Raw genomic sequence first — 16,118 nt, forward strand, 5'->3', positions numbered from 1 at the left:
ATCGGGGCCTTCTTCGCGCGCGCCGAGCTCAGTCGGCGAGCGCCTGCTCGCGCAATCCCAGCAGGGTCGTCGACAGAATTCTGGACACCTGCATCTGCGAGACACCGAGGATTTCCGCGATCTCGGATTGGGTCTTCCATTCGAAGAATCGCATGATGAGGACGCGGGTCTGCTCGTCGGGTAAGTCGGCGAGCAGCGGCCGCGCGGTGAGAGCGTCCTCGACCTGACAGTAGGACGAGTCGACGGCCCCGAGGGTTTCCAGCAATGGCACCGCCCCGTTTCCGGTGTCATCCTCGGCGGCCGCGTAGATCGAGTCGGAGTTATAGGCGTTGCCTGCCATCAGTGCCCGATCGACATCATCGGGACACACCCGCAGCGTCTCGGCGATTTCCTCGGCCGTGGGCGTCCGGCCGGTGCGCTGGGCGAACGATTCGATGGCGGGCCCGAGTTCGAGGTGCAGCTCTTTGTCCCGCCGCGGCACCCGCACGCCCCAGGTGTAGTCCCGGAAATGCCTGCGCACCTCGCCCATGATGGTCGGTACCGCGAAGGAGAGGAACGGCGAGCCGCGGGAGACGTCGTATCGGTTGATCGCGCGCAACAGTCCCACTCGCGCGACTTGCAGCAGATCGTCGAATTCCTCGCCGCGCCCGGCGTATCGGCACGCGATGTGTTCGGCCAGCGGCAAGCACATATGAATGATCTTCTCCCGCACCTCCGTTCGATGCGGGTCGTCGTGCGGTAGCGAAGCCAGCTTGTCGAACCAGGGCTCGATATTGTCGTAACTGTCACCGCCGGTGCGCGATTGCCGTGTCGTCGTCTTGCTGTCCGCTGCGAATGCGGTTCCCATCCGGCCTCCTCACACAATTTCCCATGCCGTGAGGTCGGAACAGCATCGACGAGAGCGGTCACCGCTACCGAGAAGCCTTGCCGCAGCTTGCTATTCCCGAATCGCCCGGCACGGAAACCACTGTCCGCCTCGGCCTTGTTTCCTCGTCCCGACCAGCACACTTCCAGCATCAGCTCGCTGCACGACGGCATCAAGGGGCCGAGTGGCACTCGGTTTCGGGACCAAAGCCCCGGGTCCTGCGGCCGGAATGCGGCGACACTGCCCTACCCGTGCCAATTTCACTAGAGCTCTGCTCTAGTGAAGTACTATCGTCGGCATGACCCCAAAGAGCATGAACGTGTTGGTCCTGGGCGGCTATGGAGCGGTGGGTGTGCGCTTGGTGCGACTACTGCGGGCGGACGGCATGGTGGCACGCGCCGCCGGACGGGACAGCACCCGAGCGGACGTGGTACTCGACCTCTCCGACATGGCCGGTTTCGAGGCCGCGTTGAACGATGCGGCCGTGGTGGTCAATTGCGCGGGCGCTGAGGACCTTCGACTCGCCGAGGTCTGCGCGGGCCGTGGGATTCCGTTCCTCGATATCTCGGCAACCACCGAATACGTTCAGGGACTGGAGAAGATCGCCGGTCCGGTACTGCTCGGCGTCGGGTTGGCACCCGGCCTGACCACCCTGCTCGCCGCGGACGCCTTGTCCGCGAACCACGGCCCGGTCGACATCATGATCGGCCTCGGATCCGGCGAGCACCACGGGCCCGCTGCGACAGCCTGGACGTATCGCCTACTCGGACAACGCTTCCCTGATCCCGACGGCACCAGCGTCCGCAACTTCACCAGGCCGGTCCGCTTCGACGTCCCGAAAGAGTCCGGCTACCGCCCTGCTAGCGCCCTGCGTGCCGACTTCGCCGACCAGGACCGGCTCACCCGGGAATTCGGTGTCCAGGTACGCAGCTATCTGAGACTGGACTCCCGCCTCGCCACCGCAGGTCTCGGCCTGCTCACCCGTGCGCCCGCGCTCCGTCCGCTCGTGCCGAAACACATGCCAGGCAGCGACAAATGGGTCGTACTCGCTCGCTCGGCAGCCGGTTCCACGCGCTGGGCGGCGGGCCGCGGCCAGTCGTTGGCGACGGCCGTGGTCGCGACGGCGGCCGTCCGGGCGGTAGTCGCGCACCCACTCACCGCCCCCACTTGGATCCACGAAATCCTCGGACTCACCGATCTCCGGAATATCCTGCGCGACAACCAAATCACACTCAACTACTGAGCGAGCGACAAGTTCACACTGCCGCGATGGCTTTCACCCCCGTTCGTCAAGCCAGTGCGATGCCCGCGATAGCGGCCGTAGCGAGAACAAGCCCGAGTACCTGCGCGCGACTGACCCGTTCGCGCAACACGGTGAGCCCGAGCACGACCGGAATGACCGGGTAGAGCGCCGCCAGCACCACGGCAATGGCAAGCAGCTGTTGCCAGGTGGCCCAGGTGTAGAGCGCGATGGCGATGGTGCCGAGCGCACCGGTACCGAGCGCTCCGAGCAACACCCGAGGACGCATGCGCAGCGCCGCGTGCGCGCCCACCGCGAGCGGCACGATCGCGATCACCGAGGCGAACCGGCTGGCGACCAACGGCCAGAGCCCGGCAGCCGAGTCGACCCTGGCCAGTGCGATGAATTGCAGAGCGAACCCAGCCCCCGCGATCAGCCCGTCGACGCTGCCCCCGCTGACGCTCCCCTCACCGTCTCCCTCGCCCGCGGACCGAGAAACCAGCCACAGCGCGGGCATGGCAACGACAATGCCCGCCCAGCTCAGCGACGACGGCCGTTCCCCCAGCAACAGCACGCCGACCAGCACCGGCAGCATGAGGGCGCCCACGTCGCTCAACGGGACCACCACACTCAACCGTCCGCGGCTGACCCCGCGGTACAGGAAGGTGACGCCGAGCCCGGTCCCGATCCCGGACAACGCACCCCACGCCATCGCGGACGCGGTGACCGACGACGCCGGGACCATCGGCGCGACCGCCGAGATCAGCACACTGCCGCCGAGTTGCGCGTACAACGCCACCGCCGTGGCGTCGGCGCGCCGAGCGAGCAGCGCGCTCAGGAAATGCGTCGTGCCGAAGAATACGGCCGAAGCCAACGCCAGCAGCTCGCCCGCTCCCATTCCCGATACCTCCCAGCGTGGCCGGTCGAAGTCGTCCGCGCTCACGCAGCCGATCTTGTACTGCTCCTGCATAACCGGCTTTGCGGTCTCGAAACACCGTCCTCCCCTGCGTAGCCGGTGCGGCCATGCCACGGTGAGTGGGAAAAGCGCAGATCAGCGGCGTGTCGGAGGCCGCGGCGGACCGTGTGATGCCAGGATGGGCAAGCACCGGGCAACATTGTCGGACGCTCGCCGAGGAGAGGTATGTCGCGTCGCCGTCTTGTCGGCATCGTTGTTCCCCTGTTGCTTCCCTTGATTCCCGTTGTCGCGCAAGCCGAGACGGTGGCCGATTCCAGTAGGCACGTGAATCCCTTTGTCGGAACGCAGGACGGTGGCCCCGATTTCGGGCACGGCGGTGGAGCGGGAATGACATTTCCGGGCGCGGTTGCCCCGTTCGGGATGATGCAGTGGAGCCCGGACACGGTGCGCACCGCCGGTGGCGGCTACAAGTACGAGGACAACCGGCTGTACGGGTTCTCGATGACGCACATCTCCGGCCCCGGATGTACTGGCGCACAGGACTTTCCGGTCCTCCCGATTTCCGGGACGATCGGGCGGTCACCGGCCGTCGACGGCGCCGGTTACCTACAGACCTTCGATCACGCGAACGAGCAGGCCAGCCCGGGCTACTACCGGGTCACCACCGACAGCGGCGTGAAAACCGAACTGACCGCCTCGACCCGGGCCGGAATCGCCCGGTTCACCTTCCCGCCGGGCAAGCCGGGCACGCTGCTGCTCGACGTCACCGGCTCGGTCAACGGCGTCGACGACGCCGAGGTCACCATCGACGGCAACACCGTGTCCGGCTGGGCGCACACAGGTGGATTCTGTGGCGCGCGCAGCCGGTACCGGGTCTACTTCCACGCCACCTTCGACCGGCCGATCACCGCGTCCGGCAGCTGGCAGGACAACGTCATCAAGCCGGGCACGACCACCACCCGCGGCGCGGCGCCGACCCGGCGCACGAACTCCGGCGAGATCGCGAGCAACGGCCTCGGCACCGGTGTCTTCCTGCAATTCGACTCCGATCAGCCGGTGCAGATGCGCACCGGCCTGTCCTACGTAAGCATCGACGGCGCCCGCGGCAATCTCGCCGCCGAAATCGCCGAGAAGGACTTCGACACCGTCCGCGTGGACGCGCGCGAGGCCTGGCGACGCAGGCTCGATCAGATCCAGGTGACCGGCGGCGATCCGGATCGGTTGCGTACCTTCTATTCCGCGCTCTACCACGTGTTCCTGCAGCCCTACATCTTCGATGACGTCGATGGCAGCTACACCGGATTCGACGGGGAGGTGCACCGGGTTCGTCCCGGCCACCACTACTACGCCACCTTCTCCGGGTGGGACATCTACCGCAGCCACACGCAGTTGCTCGCATGGCTGGCACCCGACGTCGCCGCCGACATCGCCCAATCGATGTACGACAACGCACACGTTTTGGGCGATGTGTGGGACCGCTGGTCGCATCAGAACACCATCACCGGGGTGATGAACGGCGACCCGTACCACTCGATCATCGCCAGCACGTACGCCTTCGGGGCACGCGACTTCGATGCGCAGGGGGCGCTGGCCTCGATGGTCGCGGGCGCCGAGCGCGTCGGCGAGAAGTCCGGGTACACCGAAAGACCGGGCAACGACCAGTATCAGCGGCTCGGCTGGGTTCCCGGCCAGGTGTCCGACACCCTCGAATACACCATGGCCGACTTCGGCATATCCCAGCTGGCCGATCGATTGGCCGACCGCGCGACGCACGACAAATTCCTGCGCCGCGCCCAGGGATGGCGGCATCTGTACAACCCGCTCACCGGCTGGCTGCAACCTCGCTCGGCCGAGGGCTTCTTCGCCCTCCTGTTCGACCCCGCGGGCACCGACGGGTATGTGGAAGGCAATGGTGCGCAATACCATTGGATGGCCTTTCACGACGTGCGCACGCTCTTCCACATGATGGGTGGCAATGAACGGGCGGCCGCGCGGCTGGATACCTTCTTCACCCAGTTGAACGCGGGCCCGCACGCGCCGTACGCCTACCTCGGCAACGAGCCGTCCCTGCAAACCCCGTGGCTGTACGCGTGGGCCGGACGCCCGGACCGGACCCAGGACGTGGTCCGCCGGGCGCGCACCGAATTGTTCGGTCCGAGTCCGAACGGCTTGGCGGGTAACGACGACCTCGGCACCATGTCGGCCTGGTATGTCTGGGCCTCGCTCGGCATTTATCCGGTGATACCGGGCCGTGCGGAACTATTCGTCCATGGACCGGCCTTCACGAAGGCGGTGATCCGCCGCTCCTCGGGCGAAGAGATCGTTATCAACGCCCCCGAAGCCACCGAGGACGCCCCGTACATTCGCGGATTGCGGGTCGACGGCGAGAACACCACGAAAGCCTGGCTACCCGAATCCTTCGTCAGCTCCGGTCGTCGCCTCGACTTCACCATGGGCGCTGAACCCGACCCGCTGTTCGGCACCGCCGACGCCGACGCACCGCCGTCGTTCGCCCTGCCCACGTAGGCCGTCGCGCACCGGTGAATGATTCTGTCATCGGATGTTAGACGGGTTGCCGATGCTACGGAATCCCTTCTGCTGAGGGCAATCTGGCCCGCGCACCGCCTTGCGCGCTCACTATTGATACGGGCGGGAGGATGAGGTCGCGGCGGTGGATGATGTGAGCAATATCGTCGGGGTGGTCGAGCGGATCGACGCGTTTCCGACGGTGGACGAACTGAGTGGATTTGTCGACAAGTTGGTCCACACGGCGCCGGATCGGGTGACGGTCACCGAGATCGGTAGATCTCGCGGCGGCGACCCGATTCGGGACGTACGGGTCGGGTCCGGCGTCCGGCAGGTGGTGGTGGTCGGAAATCCCCATCCGAACGAACCGATCGGGATGGCGACGATCCGGCACCTGCTCGGCAGGCTGACCCGGGACGACGCGGAAACCCTCGGAACCACGTGGCACTTCGTGCTGTGCCTGGATCCCGACGGCACCCGCCTCAACGAAGGCTGGTTCGCCGGGGAACGGACCAGAACCGGTGTGGCGCGCGGCTTCTACCGGCCACCCGCCGCCGAGCAGCCGGAGTGGTGCTTTCCGACCAGTTGGCGCGGCACCCACGTCGGCGCGCCGATGCCCGAAACGCTGGCGCTGATGCGCTTGATCGATCGAACGCGGCCCGCGCTGATCGTGTCGCTGCACAATGCCGATTTCGGCGGCGGGTTCTTCTACACCACCGGCGGCGATCGCGAATACTGGACCGGGCTCACCGACCAGCTCACCGCGGCGGGTGTGCCCACCTATAACGGCGAACCCGATGTACCCGGCGCGCGCACCTGGGCACCGGGAGTCTTCGAACTCCCGTTGTTCCAGCGGATAGCCGAGACACTGGCCGCCGAAGGCGTCGAACCGCTGGCGATGATGTACGGCGGCGGGATTCGCGACTACGCGGCCGCCTACGGGACCGCTCTGCTGGTGTGCGAATTACCGCTGTGGGTAGATCCGCGCGTCACCGACCATGCGCCGAGCGGACATCCGCTGGCCGACGTGTTGCGTTCCACCGCACTCTCTTACGAAGAGATCGCCGACATCGTCAGCGGCACGCTCGGCCGAATCGCCGACCGGCTGGATGGGCGCAGTCCGTTCGAGCGAGCACTGACCGACATGGTGCGAGCCCTGCGCGGGAACGCCATCGCCAAACGATCCGTCACCGAGACCCGGCAGGCGAGCCGCGGCGAGATCTTCATCGAAGAGTACGTGTGGGTCGGGGTAGCCCGGCTCCGCGCCGGCGGCATGCTGCTGCGACTCCTCGACCAAACCGGCCGGGACGGGTCGGCCGCCGTTACCGCGGAGCGCGCCCGATTCGGCGCGATCTTCGAAAGCTGGTGCGCCGACATCGAAACCAACGCACCGGGCCTGCCCGTTCCGGTGCACCGCCTGGTGACGATCCAATCGATGGCGATCGTCACCGCGGTGACCCGGCTCGGGCACGGCCTGCCGATCTGAACGCAGGCGCGGCCCTCCATCGGAAAATGGGTTGCCCCGCTGCGCCGTCTGCACCAGCATGCGGGTGGTGCAGGTTGCCACGATCCGCTCAGGGCTGGAGCTGAGATCCCTCCTGCCCGGCGACGGGTCCGCCTACGCGGATCTCCTCCGTTCCAGTGCCGAGCATCTCACCAGACACGGCGACTATGTCGACGCGGTCGCGGCCCCCGCCGACGTCCACGCAGCGGCCTTCGCCGAGCTCGACCCGCGGCATAATTTCGGCATCTACGAAAACGACGTCCTCGTCGGCAGTGTCGAATTGGTTCCGCACGACCCGCCGAAGTTCGGACTCGGCTACCTACTTGCCCACAGCGCCTGCGGCCGCGGTATCGCCACCCTCGCGGTGCACGCTGCCGCCGCACACGCACGATCCACCCACATTGCGACCGACCTCTTCGCCGGAGTAACCCACGGCAACCACAAGAGCATCGCCGTACTGCAGCGCGTAGGTTTCGCCCGCATCGCCACCTTCGAAACGTACGCCCGCTACCACCTCGACCTGGCTCGCCTGCCCGCTTTCCCGAGCCACCCGTGAAAACCCCACGAGCGGGACATCACCGAGCTTGATGTCCCGCTCGTGGCTAGTTGACGCCGGTGGCCTCGGCGACGTCGGTGAGCATTCGATCGGCGGCCTGAATGCCGATGCCGGACATCCAGGTCTCGTCGGGGACCTCGATGGCCTTGCCGTTCTTCACCGCGCGGAGATCACGCCAGACGGGACTGGTGGTCACCGGGCCTTTTTCGGTCTTGTCCGGATCATCGATGGTGGCGACGAAGATGAGGTCCGCGTCGGCCTGATCGATCTGCTCGGGGCTGACCTCCTTCATGATCTTCTTCGGGTCCGTGGAGATCTGCGAGGCGGGGCGCGGCAGGCCGATATCGGCCAGCACCACACCGCTGAAGGAGTTGCTCTGGTACAGCCGGGTCGGCCCGGCGAGGAACCGGACGACCGAGACGGTGGGCAGCACACCGTTGTTCTTTGCCTTGATGGCGTCGCCGAGCGCGCGAGCGCGGCCCTCGTAGCTCTTCAGCGCGTCCGCGGCCTGCTGGTCGAGACCGAGCGCCTTGCCGTGCACCGCGAGGTTCTCTTTCCAAGGGCCACCGGTGGTTTCGGTGAACACGGTCGGCGCGATGCCGCTGAGCTTGCTGTAGATCTTCTCGTGCCGGACCTTGGAGGACAGGATCAGGTCGGGCTTCAGCGAGGCGATCCGTTCGAGGTTCGGCTCGAGCAGCGGACCGACATCGGTCACGCCACCGACCTTGTCCGCCAGGTACTCCGGGAACCCGCCCTTGGTCTTGGTGTGCGGGATGACCGCGCCGACCGGCTTGATACCGAGCAGGGTGACCGAGTCCAACTCGGCGGTGTCGAGCACCACCACCCGCTTGGGCACGTGCGGAATGGTCACCTGCCCCATCAGGGTGTCGAGGGTGCGCGGAAAGCCGGCCGAATCTGCCGCGGACACCGCGGAATCCGTGCTGGTGGTGTTGTTTCCGCAGGCCGTGAGGCCGGCCAGACCGACTGCCGCGACCAGTGTCGCGATACCGATTCGACCGAGCCCGCGGGCGCGGAATCGACGTGTGGACATGTTCAGTCCCTCATCTCTTGGAGTGGTGCATCAGCTCGAGCGAGGCGACGCAGTGGACGGGCCGCTCAGGCGCGAGCGGCGGTCGGGCGGGCGGCCCGGCTGCGCGGAATCACCAGCGGGGTACCGGTTTCCGGGTCGGGCATCACCAGGCAGTCGACACCGAAGACGGTGCGGACCAACTCGGCGTCGAGCACCTCGGCGGGTGGCCCGGCCGCGGCGAGCCGTCCCTCGTGCAGCACCACCAGGTGGTCGGCGTACCGGGCGGCCTGGCCGAGGTCGTGCAGCACCATCACGACCGTGCGGCCCGCTTCGGCGTGCAGGTCGGCGACCAGGTCGAGGACGTCGAGTTGGTGGCGCAGGTCGAGGAACGTCGTCGGCTCGTCGAGCAGCAGCAGATCGGTGTCCTGCGCCAGCGCCAACGCGATCCAGGCGCGTTGCCGTTGACCGCCGGAGAGCCGATCGACCTGTTGGTCGCGCAGTTCGGTGGTGCCGGTGCGCCGCAACGCGTCCTCGACGGCCGACTGGTCGGTGGCCGACCAGGGCCGCAGCAACCGCTGATGCGGATAGCGGCCCAGCCGTACCAGCGCCTCGACCGTGATGGCCTCCGGCGTGATCGGCTGCTGGGGCAGCAGGCCCATCCGTAAAGCCAACGCCCGGGCCGACATTCGGTGGATATCGGCGCCGTCGAGGGTGACCGTGCCGCCGGACGGACGCAGCAGCCGAGTGAGACCGCGCAGCAGGGTGGACTTACCGCAGGCATTCGGACCGACGATGGCGGTCACCGAGTCGCCGGGCAGCACGAGGTCGAGCCCATCGATCACGACCCGGTCCCCGTAGCGCAGATCGATTGCCTGCGCGGCCAATTCGTTGCGCTGCGGGCTACCAGCGGCCGCGTCGCTCGCGCGGTGCGGTTCGTCCGGTCGTTGCGCGCGGGCTGCTTCGCGCTTGTCACTCATGCGGTCCTCCTGGCGACGGGCGAGCTCTCGCGGAGCATCAGGATGAGCAACCACGGGGCGCCGACGGTGGCGGTGACGACACCGACGGGCAGCCCCTCGATCGGCAGCGCGTGCTGCACGATCAAGTCGCAGACGAGCAGCAGCGTCGCACCGGCCAGGCCGGTGACGGCGAGCGTGGCGGCGGTAGGCGGGCCGACCAGCCGCCGGACCAGATGCGGAACCGCCAGCGCCACAAAGGCGATCGGCCCGGTGAGGGCGGCGGCCAGGGCGGCGAGCGCGATGGTGGACACCAGCAACGCGAGCCGGGAGTAGGAGACGCGGACCCCGAGGGTGCCCGCCGACTCGTCCCCGAGATCGAGCACCGCGAGCGTCCGGTATTGCAGATACAGCAGCGTCAGCACCAGCAGGCACGCCACCGCCGCGCCCTGGATTTCCGGCCAGGTGCGCCCGTAGAGCGAGCCGGTGGTCCATTGCACGGCCGATCCGGCGAGTTCCCGCGGGAAACGCACCACCATCAGATTCACCGCGGCGGCCAACCCGGCCTGCACGGCCAATCCGACCAGCACCAGGCGGGTCACCGGCAGTCCGGAACGCCAGCCGAGCACGCCGAGCAGCACGGCGGCGAGCATCCCACCGCCGAGTGCGCCCAGCGGGATGAACGACTGGCTCGCACCGAGGGCGAGGACGAGCACCGCCCCGAAGGACGCGCCGCCGGTCACCCCCATCACATCGGGCGAGGCCAGTGGGTTGCGGAACAGTCGTTGCAGCACGGCGCCCGCGGTGGCCAGCCCGGAGCCCGCGAGCAGTGCGGCCGCCAGGCGTGGGGCGCGGAACTCCTGGACGATGTACACCTCGCCCTGATCACCGAAGCCGAGCGCGGCACGTAACGCGGTGGCGGCCGACATCTCCACTTCGCCGACGCTGAGGGCAACGGTCGAGAGCACGGCAATCGCCACCGCACACACCGCGCCGATCAGGATCGCGCGCCTGCGCTGGCGCACCCGGACATTCGACGGACCGAGTTCAGACAGCTGGGAGCGCACTGTCATTCGGCCGTTCCGCAACGGGGTGTCGTCGATCATCGCGCCGTCCGCCGAGCAAGTACGGCGAGCAGCGGCGCACCGAGGAAGGCGGTGACGATGCCGACCTCCAGCTCGGAGGGCCGGGCGATGAGCCTGCCGAGGATGTCGGCGCTGAGCAACAGCACGGGCCCGGCGATCAGGCACCCGGGCACCAGCAGGCGATGGTCGTTGCCCAGCACCAGCCGAACCAGATGCGGCGCGGCCAGCCCGATGAAGGCGATCGGCCCGGCCACGGCGACCGCGGAACCCGCGAGCAATACCACCGCCACCATGCCCGCCAGCCGAATGCGGCCCACCGGCATGCCGAGTGCCTCGGCCGCTTCGTCACCGAGCGCCAGAGTATTGAGGGCAGGCGCGATCGCGAGGCCGATCACCGCGCCGACGAGCAGCGTGGGCAGCATCGGCACGAGCACGTCGAGGTCGCGTTCGGCGATGGATCCGGCCAGCCAGAAGCGGGCCTCGTCCAAGGTGCGTTCACTGAACAGCAGCACCGCCGACGTCCACGACACCAGGACCAACTGCAAGACGGTGCCGCCGAGTACCAGGCGGACCGGATCCAAGTCCCCCGCCCGGCGCCCGAGCGTCAGCGTGAACAGCGCGGCGCAGGCGGCCCCGACGAACGCGAACCCCAGGTACTCGACGGGGCGGGTCAGGTGCAGCGCGTAGATGGCGATGACCACGGCGAGCCCGGCGCCCGCGTTGATGCCGAGGGTGGTCGGCGCGGCGAGCGGGTTGCGGGTGATGCCCTGGACGACGACACCCGCCAACCCCAGCGCCGCGCCCACCGCGAGTCCGACCAGGGTGCGCGGCAGTCGCATGCCGGTGACCACCATAGCGTCGCGGCTGCCACCATCGCCGAGCAGTGCCTGTACGACGGTGCCCAGCGGGACCGAACGAGCGCCGAGAGCCAGGCTCAACACGACGCACAGCAGCAACGCGGCAAACCCGAGCATCAGCATCGGGATTCGGCGCGGCAATGCGGCCGTGCGGGTGGTGTCGGCGGAGGTCACGGGACGAGAGCTTAAGTTAGCGATACCTAAGTTTGTCAATGCGGGCGCGGTCTTGTGATGTCCACCTCGTCCGGTTTCACTGCCCGAGGCGCACCGACGGCTACGGAACCCCGTTCAGGCCCGAACCCAGGGCGCCAGCGGCGATTTTCCCGTCACGGTTTCGTAACGGCGGCCAATGGGTATCACAGAAATATGACATCGACGGATCACCGACCAGCCCGGATCGCCGGCGTGGAGCCGGGGACCGCGGTACTGGCATTCGCTACGTGCCTTGCCTTTTCGATCGGCATCGCCGCTCTTACGCAGTCTGCGGTCACCACGGTCCTCGCGTGCGCCAGCATCGCGGCCGGACTCGTACTCGTACTGACCATTCTCCCGCACAAGGCTTGACCCTTCTCCCCTGCGCCGCCCTGCGCGCCTTCGGCTATTGATTCCCGAGCTCGTACCTCGTGGCCTCGTCCTCGTTGAAATATTTGCGGGCCAATGGTTCTCAGCCGACTATCGGTAGCCCGCGTTCCTCCGCGAGACCGCTCAGCGCCTTCTGCATGATGCCGGTGACGTACTCGTAGGCGGCCTCCACATCCAACTCCGGACCGAGCTCCGCACGCAGATCGATCGGCGGCAGGAATTCGACGGTGACCTTGCTCGGCAACGGAATATGACCGGCGAGATCACCGATATTGAGGCCCCACGGAAGGGCGAGCGAAATCGGGAAGACCTTCAGCCGCATCATCTGATCCAGCCGGAGGAACCGAGCGAGCCGGTCCCCACGAGTCAGCATCAACGCCGTCTGCTGGGCGCCGATATTGACCATCGGCACGATGGGCACCTTCTCGTCCCAGGCCAACCGGAGAAACCCGGTCCGGCCCGCGAAGTCGATCTGGTCTTCCTCCCAGGTCGGCCGGTGCACCTCCCAGTCGCCACCGGGATACACCAGCACCACCGCTCCGTCACGCAACACCTGCCGAGCGCTGTCCGGGTTCGCACCCACCGTCCCGAAGCGGCGCAGCAGCGTACCGATGACCGGATAGGCCATCACCATGTCGTGCGCCAGTTGATAGAACGGGCGGTGCGGGCCGAACCGACGCACGAACGCCAAGGTCGCGACCAGCACCTCCGGTGAGACGTTGCCCCCGGAGTGATTGCCGACCAACAAGACCGGGCCTTCCTCCGGGATCCGCTCGAGGCCCCGGACCTCCGCGCGGAAGTACAACCGCGCGAACAGCCAACCGGGACCCACCGTGTCGATGATGAATTCGGGATCCCGGTCGGCCGGGTCGGGCGACGGGACCCGCGCCTTCAGCTGTCGGCCGACCCAGTCGGTCAGCTGGTCGATCCGGTCGGTCGGCAATCGAAACAAGTTCATGGGCAACGCCTTCCGTTGGTGAGGTCTACTGTTCGATCACCAACAGCCGATGGAAGAAGGCCCGGTAGCCGCGCAGCGCTTGGCGCAGATCCTCGGTATCCGCCTCCTGCAACCCGGCGCACCGTTCCTCGAGCACGCGCTTGCGTTCCGCGTAGGTGGTGGTCAATTGATAGATGAGGTCCGCGACGATCTTGTCGGCCTGGGTCACCGCGTCGCGCGGATTGTCGACAAAGGCGCCCTGCACCTCGCGCCACTGCGTGCGGAGCCGGTCGATCTCGGTGTCGGTGAACAGTGGCGTGCCGACGTCGTCGAGCGAAGCCTGTTGCCGCTCAGCGCCATTCCCGGCGACGGCGGTCTGGTCCGGCTCGGTGTCCGCGGTCGCGGCGGTCTCCTTGTCCGTATCGGTGTCACCGCTCGTGGCGATCACCTGATCCGGCTCGGCGTCGTGCTGTGGCGCGGTCTCGGCGCCGTACTCGGTCGCGGTCGCGGGTTCCGTGCCGTACTCCGTCGTCTTCACGTGCTCCGATTCGACAACGTGCTCCGCCGCCTGCGCCTGGTCGTCAGACTGCTTCTCCGGGCGGGCGCCAGCCTCCGGTTCCGTTGTGGTCCAGGTGTTCTCGGTGCGTCCCGGTCCCTCATCCCACGTCGACGCCCGCGCTTCCCGCTCACTCATCGGGACATCCTCGGTGGGCTTGTCGGAATGCACGGTGCGTTCGTACTCGGTGCTCATGACAGTGCTTTCTTGTCGTGCTCGGTCTTCTTGTCGTCGGTGGCGCCATTCAGCAAGTCCTGGAACAGGTCCCGGTAGTGCACGATGGCGGTACGCCGGTCCTCGGTCGACACCTCGGCGCCGGCCGGGCGGGTCGCGATCTCGTGCGCGGCCCGGTAGTGGCCGAGCGGTTCCGCGTGCTCGACGGACAGGTCGGCGACCTGCTGGTCGAAATTTTCGGTGGGATAACCACGTTGGGCCATCACCGTGGTCAACAGACGATCGGCGGCCTGCAGCGCCTCAGCCGGATCGTCGATGAACTGTTCCTGCACCTCGACCCACTGCGCGGTGTAGAGCTGCTTCTGTTCCGGTGTCAGCTCACGCAATTCGAGTTCGGCATGCCGCCGCTCGCGTTCGGCCAGTTCGCGTTCCGCCGCGCGGCGGTCCTCGTGTTCCTGCACCGTCCGGTCGTATTCCGGCCCGAACCGGCTGCGCAGCCGCTGCCTGCGCACCATCGGCCAGACCAGCAAGGCGATGGCCACCACTGCGAGGACCACCAGAACGATCACCACGATCAACACCCCAGACGACACCTGAACCTCCTTGCCGAGCCGGTCGTATCGGACAGGGAATGCCTCGGCGGCGAGGTTCCAAACTCTTGATCTCGCTTCGATGTCATCCTCTGGGATCGCCCGATGCCCAGGAGTTTCCAGCGCAGAGCGGAAAAGGCACGCGCGACTCAGGCCAGGCGCAGGGCCTCGACCGGGCAGCTGTCGATCGCGAGCTGCAGCAGGTCGTGATCGTTTTCGTCGACGGAGTCCGAACGCGGTGCGACGATTCCGTCGTCGCCGACGCGGAACAGATTGGGCGCCAACGCTTCACACATCCCGTGCCCGTCGCAGCGGGTGCGGTCGGCGACGATCCTCACGACGGCAGCCGTTCCAAGCGGATGGGCAGGCCGTCGGCGGGCATGGGCCCGGTGCCCGCGACGAGCGGGACCTGATAGCCCGGCCGCACGGACCAGCGGTAGCGCAGCAACATCTGATGCAGCACGGCTTTGACGGTCATGCCGCCGAAGTACAGGCCGATGCATTTGTGCGCGCCGCCGCCGAACGGCGCCCAGGCGAGCCGGTGCGATTTGTCCTCGCGGCGCTCGGCCGCGAACCGCTCCGGGTCGAAGACGTCGGGATCGTGCCAGTAGTCGTCGGTGCGCATCATCGGGTAGGAGCCGACCATGATCAGCGTGCCCTTCGGCACGTAGTAGCCGAGCAGGTCGGTGTCCCGGGTGGCTTCGCGAACCTGTTGGGCCACCGGCGAATACAGGCGCAGCGTCTCCTTGAACGCCAGATCCAGTCCGGGTAGCCGGTCGAGATCGCCGTAGTCGAGGGCGGGCTTGCCGAGGGCGCGGGATTCCGCGCGCAGCCGGTCCTGCCAGTCCGGGTGGCGGGCGAGTTCGTAGGCCAGCATCGACGCGGCGATGGTGCTGGTGTCGTGCGCGGCCATCATCACGAAGATCATGTGTTCGATGACCTCCTGATCCGTGAAGGCGTGCCCCTCGTCGGTCTCGGCGTGGCACAGCACGCTGAACAGATCGGAGCCGTCGCCCGCGCGCTTGGCGGGCAGCTCGCGCCGGAAGTACTCGGCGAGGATGCGCCTGCCACGTATCCCGCGGGACCACACGCCGCCCGGCACATCGGTCCGGATCAGCGCGGTCGCGCCGTGCACCGCGTCCTCGAAAGCCCTAGCCAGCACTGTACTTTCGGGGCCGAGCTCGGCTCCGGCGAAGACCTCGGTGGCCTGCTCCAGCAGGATCTGCTTGATCGCGTCGTAGAGCGGGAAGTGCGCGGCGGGCCGCCATCCGGTGACGCCGCGGGTGATGCGCGGGGTCGTCAGCGCCAGATAGCCGACCAGCTTCGGCCGCGTAAACGCCTGCTGCATGATGCGGCGATGGAACAGGTGCTCGTCGAAATCGCGCAACAGCAATCCGCCGCGGAAGAACGGGCCGATCAGAAACTCCCAGCCGCGCTGCGCCGAGAAGACTTTGTCACGATCCATCAGCACGGCCTCGATGGCCGCCGGGCTGCCGACGCAGACCACCGGGCGCCCCAGGATGCCCATCCAATTCACCGGCCCGAAACGTTCGAAACGATTGCGCGACAAGATGATCGGATCACTCAATGCGTGCAGGGTGTAACCGATGCCCGGCGCACCGAAGTCCCCGAGCACTGGCCGTAACCCACTACCGGCGGCGGCTGCGCCAGCGGTCGCGCGCTGGACGGGTATCGGTCGGCGACCCGAGCGCCGAAGGTCTGCGCGCGTTTCGCGATCCGGGCACGC

At 67.6% G+C, this 16,118-nt stretch carries 16 protein-coding genes; 5 read left to right on the forward strand and 11 right to left on the reverse strand.

Annotation, left to right across the window (positions count from 1 at the left end; translation table 11 throughout):
• Nucleotides 1–28: 28 nt before the first annotated feature.
• On the reverse strand, nucleotides 29–847 hold the full coding sequence (locus tag ACFK0J_RS23865) for an RNA polymerase sigma factor SigF (RefSeq protein ID WP_378730847.1): 819 nt from the start codon (nucleotides 845–847) through the stop codon (nucleotides 29–31).
• Between the two features lie 316 nt (nucleotides 848–1,163).
• On the opposite strand from ACFK0J_RS23865, the gene ACFK0J_RS23870 reads away from it, so the two are divergent.
• Nucleotides 1,164–2,108 (forward strand): hypothetical protein, encoded by a 945-nt coding sequence (locus tag ACFK0J_RS23870; protein WP_378730849.1) that lies wholly within the window; start codon nucleotides 1,164–1,166, stop codon nucleotides 2,106–2,108.
• 46 nt (nucleotides 2,109–2,154) lie between these two features.
• On the opposite strand, the gene ACFK0J_RS23875 is transcribed toward ACFK0J_RS23870, so the two are convergent.
• On the reverse strand, nucleotides 2,155–3,048 hold the full coding sequence (locus ACFK0J_RS23875; RefSeq protein WP_378730851.1) for an EamA family transporter: 894 nt from the start codon (nucleotides 3,046–3,048) through the stop codon (nucleotides 2,155–2,157).
• A gap of 198 nt (nucleotides 3,049–3,246) precedes the next feature.
• On the opposite strand from ACFK0J_RS23875, the gene ACFK0J_RS23880 reads away from it, so the two are divergent.
• From ACFK0J_RS23880 to ACFK0J_RS23890, 3 genes are all read left to right on the forward strand, one after another.
• Complete coding sequence (locus ACFK0J_RS23880; RefSeq protein ID WP_378730853.1) at nucleotides 3,247–5,547, forward strand: GH92 family glycosyl hydrolase; 2,301 nt, start codon at nucleotides 3,247–3,249, stop codon at nucleotides 5,545–5,547.
• A 145-nt stretch (nucleotides 5,548–5,692) separates the two neighbouring features.
• Nucleotides 5,693–7,033: a M14 family zinc carboxypeptidase gene (locus ACFK0J_RS23885; RefSeq protein ID WP_378730855.1), complete on the forward strand. Its 1,341-nt coding sequence runs from the start codon at nucleotides 5,693–5,695 to the stop codon at nucleotides 7,031–7,033.
• A 67-nt stretch (nucleotides 7,034–7,100) separates the two neighbouring features.
• A complete protein-coding gene (locus ACFK0J_RS23890) occupies nucleotides 7,101–7,607 on the forward strand; it encodes a GNAT family N-acetyltransferase (protein WP_378730857.1) in 507 nt (168 codons plus the stop codon).
• A 46-nt stretch (nucleotides 7,608–7,653) separates the two neighbouring features.
• Here ACFK0J_RS23890 and ACFK0J_RS23895 read toward each other — a convergent pair whose 3' ends face one another.
• The 4 genes from ACFK0J_RS23895 to ACFK0J_RS23910 all read right to left on the reverse strand — a co-directional run bounded on the left by ACFK0J_RS23895 (nucleotide 7,654) and on the right by ACFK0J_RS23910 (nucleotide 11,706).
• Nucleotides 7,654–8,658 (reverse strand): ABC transporter substrate-binding protein, encoded by a 1,005-nt coding sequence (locus ACFK0J_RS23895; RefSeq protein WP_378730859.1) that lies wholly within the window; start codon nucleotides 8,656–8,658, stop codon nucleotides 7,654–7,656.
• Nucleotides 8,659–8,723: 65 nt separating this feature from the next.
• Nucleotides 8,724–9,614, reverse strand: a complete 891-nt coding sequence (locus tag ACFK0J_RS23900) for an ABC transporter ATP-binding protein (RefSeq protein ID WP_378730861.1) — start codon at nucleotides 9,612–9,614, stop codon at nucleotides 8,724–8,726.
• The gene (locus tag ACFK0J_RS23905; RefSeq protein ID WP_378730863.1) at nucleotides 9,611–10,696 is read right to left on the reverse strand and encodes a FecCD family ABC transporter permease; all 1,086 of its coding nucleotides are present in this window, start codon (nucleotides 10,694–10,696) and stop codon (nucleotides 9,611–9,613) included. The genes ACFK0J_RS23900 and ACFK0J_RS23905 overlap by 4 nt, the downstream gene beginning before the upstream one ends.
• The gene (locus tag ACFK0J_RS23910) at nucleotides 10,693–11,706 is read right to left on the reverse strand and encodes a FecCD family ABC transporter permease (protein ID WP_378730865.1); all 1,014 of its coding nucleotides are present in this window, start codon (nucleotides 11,704–11,706) and stop codon (nucleotides 10,693–10,695) included. The genes ACFK0J_RS23905 and ACFK0J_RS23910 overlap by 4 nt, the downstream gene beginning before the upstream one ends.
• Nucleotides 11,707–11,898: 192 nt before the next feature.
• On the opposite strand from ACFK0J_RS23910, the gene ACFK0J_RS23915 reads away from it, so the two are divergent.
• Nucleotides 11,899–12,096: a hypothetical protein gene (locus ACFK0J_RS23915; protein WP_378730868.1), complete on the forward strand. Its 198-nt coding sequence runs from the start codon at nucleotides 11,899–11,901 to the stop codon at nucleotides 12,094–12,096.
• A 100-nt stretch (nucleotides 12,097–12,196) separates the two neighbouring features.
• Here ACFK0J_RS23915 and ACFK0J_RS23920 read toward each other — a convergent pair whose 3' ends face one another.
• From ACFK0J_RS23920 to ACFK0J_RS23940, 5 genes are all read right to left on the reverse strand, one after another.
• Complete coding sequence (locus tag ACFK0J_RS23920; RefSeq protein WP_378730870.1) at nucleotides 12,197–13,072, reverse strand: lysophospholipid acyltransferase family protein; 876 nt, start codon at nucleotides 13,070–13,072, stop codon at nucleotides 12,197–12,199.
• A gap of 25 nt (nucleotides 13,073–13,097) precedes the next feature.
• A complete protein-coding gene (locus ACFK0J_RS23925) occupies nucleotides 13,098–13,802 on the reverse strand; it encodes a hypothetical protein (protein WP_378730871.1) in 705 nt (234 codons plus the stop codon).
• Nucleotides 13,799–14,374, reverse strand: coding sequence for a hypothetical protein (locus tag ACFK0J_RS23930; protein WP_378730873.1), 576 nt, complete (start codon nucleotides 14,372–14,374; stop codon nucleotides 13,799–13,801). The genes ACFK0J_RS23925 and ACFK0J_RS23930 overlap by 4 nt, the downstream gene beginning before the upstream one ends.
• A gap of 146 nt (nucleotides 14,375–14,520) precedes the next feature.
• Nucleotides 14,521–14,709: a ferredoxin gene (locus ACFK0J_RS23935; RefSeq protein WP_378730875.1), complete on the reverse strand. Its 189-nt coding sequence runs from the start codon at nucleotides 14,707–14,709 to the stop codon at nucleotides 14,521–14,523.
• Complete coding sequence (locus ACFK0J_RS23940) at nucleotides 14,706–16,007, reverse strand: cytochrome P450 (RefSeq protein ID WP_378730877.1); 1,302 nt, start codon at nucleotides 16,005–16,007, stop codon at nucleotides 14,706–14,708. The genes ACFK0J_RS23935 and ACFK0J_RS23940 overlap by 4 nt, the downstream gene beginning before the upstream one ends.
• Between the last annotated feature and the right edge of the window lie 111 nt (nucleotides 16,008–16,118).

Source organism: Nocardia brasiliensis (genome assembly GCF_042691675.1).
Lineage (GTDB): Bacteria > Actinomycetota > Actinomycetes > Mycobacteriales > Mycobacteriaceae > Nocardia > Nocardia brasiliensis_D.